This window comes from Aquirufa lenticrescens, assembly GCF_019916085.1.
Taxonomy (GTDB): Bacteria; Bacteroidota; Bacteroidia; order Cytophagales; family Spirosomataceae; genus Aquirufa; species Aquirufa lenticrescens.
The window spans coordinates 1,824,027-1,838,656 of sequence record NZ_CP049834.1 but is presented as its reverse complement, the minus strand read 5'-3'; the positions used below and the strand labels follow the sequence as shown (position 1 = coordinate 1,838,656).

General features: G+C 42.6%; 7 protein-coding genes. 2 read left to right on the top strand and 5 right to left on the bottom strand.

The features are described 5' to 3' along the window. Positions 1–4: 4 nt before the first annotated feature. The gene (locus G9X62_RS08195) at positions 5–1,918 is read right to left on the bottom strand and encodes an alpha/beta hydrolase fold domain-containing protein (protein ID WP_223130243.1); all 1,914 of its coding nucleotides are present in this window, start codon (positions 1,916–1,918) and stop codon (positions 5–7) included. A gap of 32 nt (positions 1,919–1,950) precedes the next feature. Between G9X62_RS08195 and G9X62_RS08190 the strand changes: the two genes are divergently transcribed. Further along, the gene (locus G9X62_RS08190) at positions 1,951–3,021 is read left to right on the top strand and encodes a Gfo/Idh/MocA family protein (protein ID WP_223130242.1); all 1,071 of its coding nucleotides are present in this window, start codon (positions 1,951–1,953) and stop codon (positions 3,019–3,021) included. An 89-nt stretch (positions 3,022–3,110) separates the two neighbouring features. Here G9X62_RS08190 and G9X62_RS08185 read toward each other — a convergent pair whose 3' ends face one another. Next, positions 3,111–5,144, bottom strand: a complete 2,034-nt coding sequence (locus G9X62_RS08185; RefSeq protein ID WP_223130241.1) for a S9 family peptidase — start codon at positions 5,142–5,144, stop codon at positions 3,111–3,113. 57 nt (positions 5,145–5,201) lie between these two features. Here G9X62_RS08185 and G9X62_RS08180 point away from each other — a divergent pair, with 57 nt between their 5' ends. Then, entirely contained in the window at positions 5,202–7,232 is a 2,031-nt protein-coding gene (locus G9X62_RS08180) for a M13 family metallopeptidase (protein WP_261345507.1), read from the top strand. 157 nt (positions 7,233–7,389) lie between these two features. Here G9X62_RS08180 and G9X62_RS08175 read toward each other — a convergent pair whose 3' ends face one another. The 3 genes from G9X62_RS08175 to G9X62_RS08165 form a co-directional block, all read right to left on the bottom strand. Next, complete coding sequence (locus G9X62_RS08175; RefSeq protein ID WP_223130240.1) at positions 7,390–9,792, bottom strand: S9 family peptidase; 2,403 nt, start codon at positions 9,790–9,792, stop codon at positions 7,390–7,392. Positions 9,793–9,854: 62 nt separating this feature from the next. Then, positions 9,855–11,336: a RagB/SusD family nutrient uptake outer membrane protein gene (locus tag G9X62_RS08170; RefSeq protein ID WP_223130239.1), complete on the bottom strand. Its 1,482-nt coding sequence runs from the start codon at positions 11,334–11,336 to the stop codon at positions 9,855–9,857. 9 nt (positions 11,337–11,345) lie between these two features. Continuing rightward, a complete protein-coding gene (locus G9X62_RS08165; protein ID WP_223130238.1) occupies positions 11,346–14,498 on the bottom strand; it encodes a SusC/RagA family TonB-linked outer membrane protein in 3,153 nt (1,050 codons plus the stop codon). Positions 14,499–14,630: the final 132 nt, after the last annotated feature.

The window sequence follows — 14,630 nt, the reverse complement described above, 5'->3', positions numbered from 1 at the left end:
TAAATTATTTTTTCCATTTTTCTCCAAAAATCGTCTTGAATGTCAATTCGCTGGCCTTTACTGGACTATTATTTTTATGCCAAGCAAAGTCGCCTCCATCCTTATGGCAATCCATATAATACACGCGATGGCCCCAGTTGAGCACTCGGTCACCTGACTGGTAGATAGGTGCATCCGCTATATTTCTATCAAAAGAACAGTTCAAAAGATAAAATTGTGCTTCGCGGTGGTATCGGCCTAATTTATACCCCGGATCCCCAATAAAACGACAATTTTTCAAAACGGTCTTCGCCCCTACTTCTCCTGAACCATCGTGCCAAATCGCCGCACTCGTATTATGGCACACAAAGGTGCAATTCTCAGCCAAGGCATAGCCGCGCGGACAATACAAATCTACTCCCCCTTCAATCAAACAGTCATTCAAATAATACATTCCCGCATTCACGTCCCAAGGACTTACCGTATCACCGCCACCTGATCGGATGGTACATTGTTCGAAAGACAAACGGGTGGCACCAGGCATCGTACGAACCGCAAATTGATGTCCATCCACACGGACAATCTTCTCTCCCTCTTTCTCTCCCTTTTCTCTTGGCAAAGCATATTTTTGAACTGTCGTGGTCGTCTCCTTTCCCGCCTCGTTCAAACAGGGAATCGTCACATCCTTCGTCGCCGTGAATCCATATTCATTCACAATGGTCATATTCCGGAATGACAAATCGTGCCCTTTGATATTTAAAACCCCCGCACCATAATCATCAGGATTTGAACAACGCCAAATATCCCGCGCAATCGTCTCCCGCAATACGACGCCATCCCTGCTTTCACCTACAAAAGACAAATTGTGTTTCAATGAATCGATGAATACCTTTTCTTGGTAATTGCCATTTTTAATAAAAATCTCCTGACCAGGACGAGCCACATCTACTGCGGATTGTATCGTCTTGAAATCAGTTCCCACCACTAAACGTTTGCGCATAAAACGATCCATTCGGTCCACCACCTGATTGAACCAGTGATTCATTAATACGAACGTATGATGAGAATTTTCAAATGTGTGAAACTCCGTATGTATTCCCAAACCGGCCATTTTCTGCCTAAAATCGTCACGCCCTGCGTGCATCCGCTCATCACTAGAATTTAAGAATAATACCGGCGGATCGCCTTTCGTCACATGACTCAAAGCGGAAGCCCCCTTCCAGATTGCCTCGCCCTCTACCTTATTATACCCAAAATAATGAGTCGCCGCTGAGATACGTTTGCTATCATCTCCCTCTCCTGACTCCGGGTGAATAAAGGCCAATATCCCATCGATATCAATGGCCCCGGCTAATTTGACTCCTTTTCCATAGGTATTTTCATCTTGAACGGAACCAAGGAGCGCAGCCATTTGGCCCCCAGCTGAATAACCACCCACATAGATTTCGCCTACATTTTTACGTTTCGAAACCCATTGCAAGGCTGTTTGTGCGTCTAGCATCGCCGCAGGATATAAAGCCTCCGTGGATAAACGGTATTCTACTAAAAAGACCCGGTATCCACAATCTGCTAAGGCTTTTGCTAAAGGAATATGCTGAGAACGATGACCCGTTCTCCAGCCTCCACCATGGAAAAATACGAGACTAGGCAGCTTGCGAGTGGAAGAGACCGCATATTCATCCACCACTAGTTTCCTTGATCCTATCACTTTGTACACTGAACTTTGCACTTTGACCTTTGCACTTTGATAATCCGCTAGGCGAATGGAAGGATCCTGTTTGGAAACCATCCTCAAAGCTGAATAATTCGTAAAGGACGTATCAGGTTTACCTGTGATACCTGATTTGTTTTGAGCAGAAAGTCTCAAGGAACCTAATAGCAAGAAAATAAGGATGTAGCGCATAATTTGTAAAGGCGAAGATTCGATTATTCTAATCATTCTTCCTAATTTACGAGTCTAAATCGATTAACATGAAAAATATACGCGTGCTCGTGGTGGGTTGCGGAAACATGGGAGCCTCTCATGCGAAAGCCTACCAGAATGTAGCCGGATTCGAAATCTGTGGACTTGTTTCCCCGGGAAATAGCAAAGAAGCATTAAATAAAGCATTAGGTGGGGGCCAAAAGCTTTACAGCGACTATTACACCGCCCTTGCGGACTCTAAGCCAGATGCAGTTTGCATCTCCACTTACCCAGATACCCACGAAGCCTATGCCATCGCCGCATTAGAAGCAGGTTGCCACGTTTTCTTAGAGAAACCGATAGCGGATTCGTTAGCGGGTGCTATTCGGGTAGCGGAAGCTGTAAAGAAAAGTGGCAAAAAACTCGTAGTGGGCTATATTTTACGCCATCATCCGTCTTGGATTAAGTTTATCGAGATTGCGAAGACAATGGGAAAACCGTTGGTCATGCGCATGAACTTAAATCAACAATCCCACGGCTACATGTGGGATGTGCACCGTAATTTGATGAAATCGCTAAGCCCTATCGTTGATTGTGGGGTGCACTATATAGATGTGATGTGCCAAATGACGCGATCGAAACCTATGCGTGTTTCGGCCATAGGCGCGCGAATGACAGAAGATATTCCGGCAGGCAATTATAACTACGGTCAATTACAAATTCACTTTGAAGATGGATCCGTGGGTTGGTACGAGGCAGGCTGGGGTCCGATGATCTCTCAGAATGCGTATTTTGTGAAAGATGTGTTTGGGCCCAAAGGTTCCGTTTCCATCGTCGCAAAAAATGCAGGCGGTGAGGGCAAATCCGATGATGTAGAATCACACACGAAAACAGAATCCCTTCGTGTACACCATGCAGAAATTGATTCAAAAAACGAATTTACAAAGGAAGACGAATGGGTTAACCTAACAGATGAACCAGACCACCAAGGTCTTTGCGATCGCGAGCAAGCCTATTTCCTGCAGGCTATCAACGAAAACATCGACCTGACGGATCACGTGGAGGATGCCGTAAACAGCTTACGCATCGCTTTTGCTTGTGATGAGTCGGTGAGGACTGGGGAGATGATGAGGCTGTAATCAGTAGACAGTAGTCAGTAATCAGTGGATAATTTACTGGATACTGATTACTGTATACTGGATACTGGATACTTATTTCCGCATACTGGCTACTTTAAATACTTCGCTAACCAACCTTGAATTTCCGAATAGTGGAACTTCGAGTTATCTGGATTTAGGATCCAGTGGTTTTCGCCAGGGAAGACAATTAACTTGCTTGGAATTTGAAGACGTTGATGAATGCTCCAGTTTTCCAACGTATTATTAATAGGGACACGGTAATCGTTTTCGCCTACCGTTAGTAACATCGGAGTTTTGAAGTTCGCTGCGAAGCGCATCGGATTTTGTTCCTTCCAGGTTTTAGTAGGTACCCAAGGTGCTCCTCCATTCATCAATTCTCTACCCCAAATCACATCCGAAGTTCCCCATTGCGCCTCCGAGTTCACTAAACCAGCGTGTGAGATCAAACATTTGTAATGTGAAGTAGTCGCTTGCATCCAATTGGCCAAGTGACCTCCATAGGATGCTCCGCCAGCGGCTTGTTTAGTGCCATCGATATATGAGAAGCGTTTAATGGCATCGGCCGCTGCTTCTTGGATTTCTTGTCCTGGACCTTTGAATGGGTCAAACTGAATATCTTGCGCGAATTTCTCGCCATACCCTACCGATCCTGTATAATCTGTCATCACGATTACATAGCCCGCTGATCCTAAAATATAGGGATTCCAACGGTATCCAAACACATCTTTGAACGAACTAGCTGGACCACCGTGCATTAAAACAAAGAGTGGATATTTCTTTGAAGCATCGAAACCAGTCGGCTTTAACACCACCGAACGAATCATTTTACCTCTGGACGATTTAGTCCAAATCACCTCCGGTTTATGCAAATCCAATCCTGCTAAAACAGCCTCATTTGCTTTTGAAATGGCTTTCAATGAACCATTTGCCGAGACCCAAACCTCTGGCGGAGTCGCCACGTTTTGGTATTGATACGCAAAAACACGCGTATTAGTAGACAAACTTAGACCTGCATAAGAACCCGTTTCTGCTCCTAAAACAGGTTTAACTGAACCATCGGTCACTGAAATCTCAACGATTCGATCCACCCCTTGGTCTTCGATACTAGCGAAGATGGAGGAACCAGCTATTTCCATATCATTGATGGGACGATCGAGAGTGGCGGCTAGCTCTTTTTTGGCTGACAAAGAAGACGCATCAAAGCGGTAAATTCGATTCAGGTAATACAATTTATTTCCGATGGCAGAACCCGATGCAATCAGGTATTTCCCATCCTCCGTAAATTCAGCGGTGGAGTAATCCGTCTCATCGTTCACGAGTACGACTTCTTTGCCGCCAGATAAACTCACCGAATAGATATTTGATTTTGCTGATTGATACGCAGTTGTGTTGTATTCCGTAGTCGCTGTAAACACCACTGATTTACCATCAGCACTGAAGTTATAAGAACCTAAACGGAAACCTGGAGAATTTACAAGTGATATGTTCGCCATTAAATTCAGAGGCTTTGAACCTGACTTTAGGTCCATCGTGAAGATGTGCCCTTGTTTCTCATCTAACCAAGAGTCCCAAAACCGAACCGGGAAAGATTGATAGACACGTGCTTTGGTTTTAATTTTCTTCTTTTCCTCCGCTAATTTCTTACTAGCAGAGTCCGTGAAAGCGGTAGGGAAAACGCGGCTGGAGAAAATAATGCGTGAGCCGTCTGATGAGAATTTAACGTCACTTACCCCGGTAGAAAGTGTGGTTAAACGTTGGGCCTCTCCCCCCGAAAGCGGTAAAACGTAAAGTTGAGGGGCTTCGTCGCCGTCTCGTTTAGCAATGAAATAAATCTTATCTGAAGCAGCGGACCATTGGTAATTGTCCTCGCCTCCCTTTGAATTAGTTAATTTTCTAGGCTCTGAAGATCCATCCGTAGAAGCTATCCAAAGATCAGCAGTTTGCTCATCTAGATTATAAGATGTTTCGATGCGGGAATAGATGACATGGCGGCCATCTGGGGAAATTTTAGGGGCACCTACTTTCTTCAGCTTGATCATGATCTCATGTGACATGGACTTTTGAGCGTGGATAGAGAGGCTAAATGCTAAAAAGCAGGACAGGATTAGTAACAATTTTTTCATATCGGTAGTTTAGATACAGTAAATTAATTAATTTAATGTCACATCAACCTTTTTCAAATGAAAAATAAATACTACCAATTACTTATGGCTGGTTCGCTTTTAGTCAGCGGCAGCCTATTTGCCCAAGAAAAACCGGGAAAATTTATTGACCGCGACAATATGAACCTAAGCGTAAAAGCGGGTGATGACTTCGTAGAATATTCTAATGGTCCTTGGGTTAGAAAAAACCCTATCCCAGCGAAAGAAACACGTTGGGGCGCTTTCAATCAATTGCGTGATTTCAACATCAATGCGATTAAAACCATTTTAGATGAAACCAAAGGCACGAAAGCCCCTGCTGGTTCAGTCGAAAGAAGAGTCGCTGATTTCTATGCGGCGGCTATGGACAGTATAGCTATTGAAAAATTAGGCTTCACCCCTATTCAAGCGGATTTACAACACATCGCAGGTTTGCAATTCAAGTCACAAGTAGTGACTGAAATCGCGCGTTTACGCTCTTCAGGTATTGCTTCTCCTTTATTTGGTTTCTACATCGGTCAAGACCGCAAGAATGTAGAGAAAATGGTACCGCAATTAGGCCAAGGAGGAACATCACTTCCTGATCGCGATTACTACTTAAAGAATGATGCGCGTAGCCTAAAGATTCAAGAGGCATTCAAAAAATATGTAGCGACGCTATTCACTTTGACTGGAACTCCTGAGGCTCAAGCGAAAGCGAATGCTGAAACGGTTTTCCAATTAGAGAAGAAATTAGCGGAAGCGCAAATGGCTCGTGTCGAAATGCGTGATCCGTACAAGACTTACAATAAATTTGCCTTTGCTGATTTCAATCAAAAGACACCTGCCTTTAACTGGGCATTAACTTTCCAAGACTTTGGCACATCTGCTCCAGATTCTATTCTAGTAGGTGCCCCTAAATTCTTCGAGGCAGCGAACAAATTATTGATCGAAACGCCAGTAGACACGTGGAAGACCTATTTAGCGTGGAATGTATTGCGTAATAGCGCAGGCTATTTAAGCTCTCCATTTGTGAAAGCGAGCTTTGCTTACTCTCAAGTATTATCTGGCCAAAAAGTACAAGCCCCAAGATGGCAACGCATGTCAGCGATGACGGACGGAACGTTAGGTGAATTATTAGGTCAATTGTATGTAGCTAAATACTTCAAGCCAGAAGCGAAATCCAGAATGGTTGAATTAGTGGCTAACCTACGTAAAGCTTTCGCTGTACGCATCAACAGATTAGATTGGATGAGCGCAGAGACGAAAGAAAAGGCTTTGGCAAAATTAAACGCATTTACTCCTAAAATCGGATATCCTGACAAATGGAAAAACTATGATGGTTTAGAGATTTCTGCTAACGAATACTACGGTAACATCCGTCGTGCAGGTGCTTGGGGCTTCCAAGAGAACTTAGCGCAATTAGGCAAACCAGTAGACAGAAGCAAATGGGGCATGACGCCACCAACAGTAAACGCCTACTATAGCCCAGTGATGAACGAAATCGTATTCCCAGCAGGTATCTTACAATTCCCATTCTTCGCAGCTGACGCAGATGACGCGATCAACTATGGTGGAATTGGTGCCGTAATCGGACACGAAATGTCACACGGATTCGATGATTCTGGTAGCCAATACGATAAAGACGGTACTTTACGTAACTGGTGGACGAAAGACGACTTAGCGAAGTTCAAAGCGAGAACAGAACTTTTAGGCAAGCAATTTGATGCTTACACGGTTCAAGACACGATCCACGTCAATGGTAAATTAACAATGGGCGAAAACATCGGTGACTTAGGTGGTTTGAATATGGCTTACGAAGCTTTCAAAATGACGAAGCAAGGTAAGTCAACGAAGAAAATTGATGGATTCTCACCAGACCAACGTTTCTTCTTAGCTTGGGCACAAGTTTGGAGAGGTTCCTCTCTTCCTGAGACAGAGGCGCAACAAGTATTAACAGATCCACACTCACCTGGTCAATACCGTACAATCGGTGCTCCAGTGAATATGGATGCTTGGTACAAAGCATTTGATGTGAAACCAGGCGATAAGCTGTATAAGAAGCCAGAAGATCGGATTAAGATTTGGTAATCTTTCTAGATAAGAGATTATAGAGTAGAGATAAAAAAAGAGAGGCGGCCCTGCGGGCCGCCTCTCTTTTTAAAGCATAAAGCATAAAAATGCTGCGTATACATAACAAAAGAGGGCGCCCCTGCGGGGCGCCCTCTTTTGCTTCCTTTTTTTCGCCTTACTTAACGTATTTTTCTAACCATTGAAATTGCTCCCAAAGCAAGTGTAAAACGTTTTCCTTTCCTCTGTAGCTATGCGCTTCGTAAGGTAAGTAGACAAAACGAGTCGTTCCTCCGTTTCCTTTCAAGGCAGCGTACAAACGCTCTGAGTTGATAGGGAATGTACCCGTGTTATCGTCTTGCTCACCGTGCACTAATAAAATCGGTTCTTTGATTTTATCTGCGTAGCTGAATGGACTCATTTCATAGTACAATTGCGGAGCTTGCCAGTAGGTGCGGTCTTCGTTTTGGAACCCAAAAGGAGTCAATGTACGATTATAAGCCCCACTACGTGCGATACCCGCTTTAAATAAATCGGTATGCGCTAATAAATTCGCAGTCATAAAGGCACCGTAACTGTGACCACCCACGGCCATACGCTTGCGATCGCCCACTCCTAACTGTACTAAATGGTCAATGGCCGCTGAAGCATTTAAACGTAATTGATCAACGAAGTTGTCATTCGGCTTTTTAGAAGCATCCGTCGACACAATCGGCATCTCCGCATTGTCTAAAATCGCGTATCCCTGAGTCGCATAATAAATAGGCGATGCCCAGCTAAGTGTCGTGAAACGATCCTTGCTACCGCGAATCTGCGCTGCATCTGCCGCTGAATTAAATTCACGTGGATAAGCCCAAATCAATACCGGCAATGGACCATCCTTCTCTTTATTATACCCTTTAGGCAGATATAAATCGCCCGTTAGGTCTACACCATCCGCACGCTTGTATTTGATTTTTTCCTTGGTGATACCCACTAAATTTGGATAAGGATTTTCAAATTGGGTCAAAGCCTTATCCTGAGCAGGATTTAACAAGTTCTTGATAAAATAGTTAGGCACCTCCGTTTGTGATTCCTTTCTACTTAAAACGATTAGTTTGTCTGCATCAATTACTTCCTCTACTTGTTCAAAGTAGCCTGGTTTTGCGCGCCAAATAATCTCATTCTTCTTCGTCGCTAAATCAAATTTCGAGATAAATGGAAGATCCCCTTGATCCGAAGAACCCACCGGATTGTTCATCAAAATTTTAGTCCCGTTATCTGTGAATTGAATCACCTCGCGACCTAAGGCATTTTTCGTCAACACCGGACTTCCTGGATTTTTGTAGGCATCCGTCAAATTCCGTTCGTATAATACCTCCATCGTTCCATCTGCTGGAGAATAACGACTTACTTTCGACGTTTGTCTACCACGCAACACCTCAGTCACTAAAGCCACTTTAGCATTTCCCCAAATCACCCCAGCAAAACGAGTCTTGGTCTTGAATAATTCTTTTGCCTCCTGCGTAAAGGGAGCAGACAAGGAGTAAACGGCATCATGAAAATCGACCTGCTTTTTAATAAAACCACTATCTAAAGGCATGGCATACACTAAAGAAGCAGGCTCATCATCACGCCAATCAAAGCCACGCGGCACATTTTGCACATTATCATTTCCAGCCGGAGCACTCTCCGCTGACGGTAGTTTCGCAATTTCTTTGATTGTTTTTCCGTCCAAATCTAAGACTTTCACCGTCGTAGGGAAACCATATGCCGTTACGGCATACGAGAAAGGCTTTGCTACAGAACGCGTTAAGATATACTTTCTGTCCGGTGATAATTGAAAGGAATTGAATAAAGCAGGCTCCCCTATTTTCTTATTTGCACCATTTTTATACACCACTAATTGGGCTTCTGCATAATACGAGAATAAACTCTCATCATAAGGAGATTTAATCAAATCCTGGAACGTCGGTCTTGGTGCCGCTTTTCCTACATTCTGTTGAATGGTCGGTCCTTTAGGCGTAATCGGACGTTTAGGAGCTCCGGCCGCATCATGCGTCGTGACCTTGTAAAGAATTGTTTGGTCGTCCACCCAAGTAAAGGCATTTCCCAACACTTGATTTAAAGGAGCGCTATTGATACGCGTCGCTTTTTTCGATGCCAAATCAATAACATACAAATCCACTCCATTCACCTCGGTTTGAGCAAACGCGATTTTCGTTTCCGACGGATTCCAAGCGATTGATCCGGCAGCTAGGTTTTTAGGTAAACCGGTGATTTCTACTTTCGCTCCAGTACGAATCGTTTGCAAGGTAATGCTGCTGATGGGACTTTGGCGAGACGGAGAAAAATTCAAGGGATTCAAGCGAAGACCCGCAATTTTCATTTCTGGTTGGCCTAGTTCCTCTACCGTAGGATAGGAATTACGACCTAATAATAACAAATATTCTGCCTTGGAATCAATTCGCACTAAGGGCGTGGGTTTCGCCAGCAATAAGTCCGCAATCGCTTTAGGAGGCAATTGATAGGAATCGTCCTGCGCGAACGAAGGAGATAAAGATAGGACGCTAAGCGCCGCAATAAGCCATGTTTTTTTCATAGGATAGATTTAAACAAAAAAAGGTGGCTAATAAATTAGCCACCTTTAAATTACAAAATAAATTATAATGGATTTTGTACGATCGCTGGATTTGCATTAATCTCACGACGAGGAATTAAGAATTCCCAACGTACATCACCAGGAGCCACATCAAATAATAAGGCAACCGAAGCTATGGCATTCGTTCCATTTCTGTTCAATGCCGCATTTGTACGCTTCAAGTCTAAGAAACGGTGTCCTTCACCCCAAAGCTCTACACGACGTTGAACTAAAATTTCATCAATTAAAGCAACACCAGTTTTAGTTGACTTCACATAACTAGCGTCACGTGTTTTTACTAAGTCAAACAATACTTGCGAAGCACCTGCAGCATCGTTTAAACGAGCTTTTGCTTCTGCTTCAATTAAATACATCTCAGCTGCACGCATATAAGGAACATCTCCCATAGCTGAAGTAGATGGCGTACCTGGCAATCTGAATTTTTGATTCAAGAATTTAGGACGAACACCTCCTGGAGGCACGATAGAATTAGCTGCAGTAGGAGTTTCAACCCACATTTTAGCTCTTACGTCTGTAGCTGGAATTTGCTTGTACAATAAGCTATTAATAACCTTAGGGTACGTTCTAATTACAGTAGAGTTGTAGTTACAAGAAATGTATGAGTGATATCCACCGAAATATTCCGTTTGATCTTCTAAGTGATCAAAGCCCCACATCCACTCTGAATTCGTAATATCTTGGAATCCATCTTGGTACATAGTAGCCGTCATCGGAACATATCCCGCACGTGCTTCTGCTGCAAACTTAGCTGCATTAGCCCAATCTTGTTGCACTAAAGCTACTCGTGCTTGTAAACCTTTCACCACACTTAAATTAATGTGTGATTTGTTTAAACGAGACGTTGTTAATAAAGCCGAAGCATCTGCTAAATCCTTATTGATCTGAGCATATACTTCTTCTACCGTATTACGTGGTTTTCCTTCTGTAGTAGGTTCTAAAACTAAAGGAACACCTAATTGTGCATTAGGCTTAGCTGTTGCATCGTAACGCTTACCGTACAATTGCACTAAGTTGAAATAACCAAAAGCACGTAGTGCTAAAGCTTCTCCTTTCAGAGCGTTTCTTTCAGCCGCAGGACCTACTGCCTTGTCAATATTTGCGATACCGATATTCGCATTACCAATGATACGGTAATACATTTCATACGGGAATTGCACCATTGTATTCACATCAGAACGGTGAGCTACCCAACGAGTCTCGTTTTGGTGCCAAGAAGCAGCTGTAGTTCCAATGATCATATCCTCTCCCATGTGATCTAAAATAATCATCATGGCCGGGTGACCCGAGTGCCCTTGCGAACTTAAGTAACGTACGATAAATGAACGGTAAATACCGTTAATAGCAGATGCCGCATTCTTTGTAGTAGCATAAGCTGACCCTGCATCAATACTAGCCGTAGGGGTAGTATCTAAATAAGCTTCCTCGCATGATGAAAGTAATAATGCGAATACAAGCGAAAAGTAACCTAAATATTTCTTTTTCATGATTCTATATTATAAAGAGAATGATAGACCTAATACTAATGACTTCGCTGGGCTATAAACATTACTTGTTGTTCCACCAAAGTTCTGCTGAACGTTCATCCCACTTCTACGTGATAACATTAAGAAGTTTTCCCCACTCACATACACCTGTGCGTTGTCAATTTTCAAACGATTCATCACCGACTTAGGTAAACGGTAAGATAATGTTACCGTACGAATGTTCATAAAGCTTCCATCTATTAACCAACGGTCAGATGCCGCATCAAAGTCAGCAGTACGGCCATTATCCATACGTGGCACATCTGTGATATCACCTGGATTAACCCAACGCTTCAAGATATCCACATGCTTCGCATTGTGGTAACCTGCTCCCATTAAACCTGCATAAGCAGCGTCATAAACTTTACCACCTAATTGATACACCATTAAAGCAGATAAAGAGAAGCCTTTGTAACGAAGTGAGGTATTAACTGATCCCGTTAAATCTGGAATCGAAGTACCGTTATACCAATAACGCGCATTCGCAATGTTATTAGTTAATGTATCTCCATTGGCTGTAATTCTAGAGTTAGAAGCTACATAAGAGATCGCACGGTATTCTGCTACACCCGTCTCTGGGTTAACGCCTTTGTACTCACGCAACCAATAGTCATATAAAGAGCTACCCTCTTTTAACTTCTTAGTTCCGTCGATGATTTCCTTGCTTTCCGCAGGCATCTTCGTGATCTTATTCTCTAATTTTGTCGCATTCAAATCAATATTCCAAACGAAGTCTTTCGTACGAACTAAATCCCCTGCTAACTGTAACTCGATACCACGGTTATACATCGAACCGATATTACGTGTCTCTGTACCAATACCTACTGATAAGGGAAGAGGTACTGCAAAAATCAAGTTAGTAGACTGGCGATCGAAATATTCAACCGTACCAGAGATTCTGTTTTTGAATAAACCGAATTCTAAGGCCACATCGAATGCTGTATTAGTCTCCCACTCTAATGATTTACTTCCTAAAGAGGATTGTAAAATACCTGGCTCTGTCGCATTGTTCCAACCTAAAGCATACAATGGCTGCCAAGCATAGTTGCTGATACCACCATCGTTACCTGTTTGGCCCCATGAACTTCTCAATTTCAAGTTATCGATAAAAGTCAATTCCTTAATAAAGTCCTCCTGATCTAAACGCCAAGCTGCTGAAGCTGAGTAGAATGTACCCCAACGCTTATCTTGATAGAATTTCGAAGAACCATCACGACGAGCAGAGAATGAAACAAAGTACTTTGAATCATAATCGTAGTTCAAACGAGAGAAGAAACCCTCTACACGACGAATATCATACTGAGAGGTTAAGTTCGTCGTCGTAGTGAAGTTAATCAACTCATAGTTACCATCTAAGATTTGCTGAGAACGAGAACCATCTAAGCTATTAGATACCAAATTGTAGTTTTCATGTCCTACTAGGGCATCTACATTATGCTTTCCAAAAGAGTGGTTATATGTTAACAACTGAGATAAGTTGTAATTCGTAATATTCTCAAATGTGTTCGAAGCACGACCTGCTGGAGCTCCATCACCAATTTCTGGGTTACCAAAAACGATCGAATTCGCATTCGTGATATCCACACCTACACTATTCGTAAATTTAAAATCTTTCAAGAAAGAGATTTCTCCGTATGCACGACCGCCTAATAAATTTCTACGGAAGAAGTTCTCATTCAATTCAGTTTCAGCCACTACGTGACGACCACCATATTGAGGACGGTTTGATAAACCTAAAGCACTTAAGTTACCGTAGTCGTAACGACGTCTTCCATTTTCCAAAGTCAAGAAAGAACCAGGACTAGCCGGATCATAGGCATAAACTGGATAAATAGGCGCCATACCACGTGTAAAGAAGAATGGGTTCACAAAAGAAGTTCCTCCATCGGCCGTAGACTGATTTGAAGTCGTTACGGTTGTATTCATGTTTGCACCTACTTTGAACCAATTGTTCATTTGGGAATTCACATTTAAACGAGCCGTAAAACGATCATAATCAGATTTAATCTGATATCCCTTATCATTTAAATAAGAAACAGACAAGAAGTAATCTGACTTACCATTCGATCCAGAGAAGTTTGCATTTACCTCATCACGTATACCCTGACGCATAACTGCTTTTTCCCAGTTTAAATCATCTGGATTATAAATTAATTGAGCTGACGCATTTAATTTACCATCTGTTCCTACTAATTGAGCGAATGGCACATTGTATACGTTATAACCAGTACCTACGATAGCACCTAAACCAGCAGAAGCCGTCGCATTTGCTGTCGCAATGGCTACAGGGTTCGTTGCACGGTAAGCTAAGTTATTGCGATTCGACTCCCACATTAATGGGTAATAATCCGCCGCACCTACGCGATCATATTCAGGTAGCGCACGCGTGTTAAAACCTTTAGTGTACTTAATGTTGATCGTATTTTTACCTTTTGTACCCTTTTTAGTGGTTACCATCACAACACCGTTAGCAGCACGCGCACCATAAAGTGCAGTAGAAGCCGCATCTTTCAATACCGTAATCGACTCAATATCATCATTATTTAAATTCGCGATACTAGCTGAGTAGGGCACACCATCCACTACATATAATGGGTCATTCGAAGAGGAAATCGAACCAAAACCACGAATACGCACCGCTGGAGCAGAACCTGGCTGACCAGAAGTCGACGTAGTAGTGATACCTGGTGCAATACCTTCTAAAGCTTGACCAATATTGGTAATTGGTCTAACCCCTAACTTCTCTGCACTGACTTTCGCAGATGAACCTGTAAAGGATGCTTTCTTTGCAGTACCAAACGTAGTGATAACCACTTCGTCTAAAGTTGAAGTAGCAGAAGCAAGAGAAACATTAATCACCGTTCTATTACCTACTTTAACTTCTTGTGGAGCATAACCCACTGAACTAACAATTAACACGGCATTCGAAGGCACAGTTAACTTAAAAGCACCATCCACATCTGTGTTAGTACCTTTATTAGTCCCTTTTACTGCGATGTTAACCCCTGGCAAAGAAGAACCGTCATCTCCGGTCACCTTTCCTGTGATTGATCTGTCCTGGGCAAACAATGGAACCATTGCCGTCAGCCACAAGACCATACTTAATAGTAGCGTTTTTTTCATAATGAACATTTTTAAAATGAAGGATAATGTTATGAACCTCAAATATATTGTTTAAGTTTTGGGCATAATAATTAAACAATTATATGTTTATCATAAAAAATATTTATGCAAAACAAAAAACACGCTAAATGA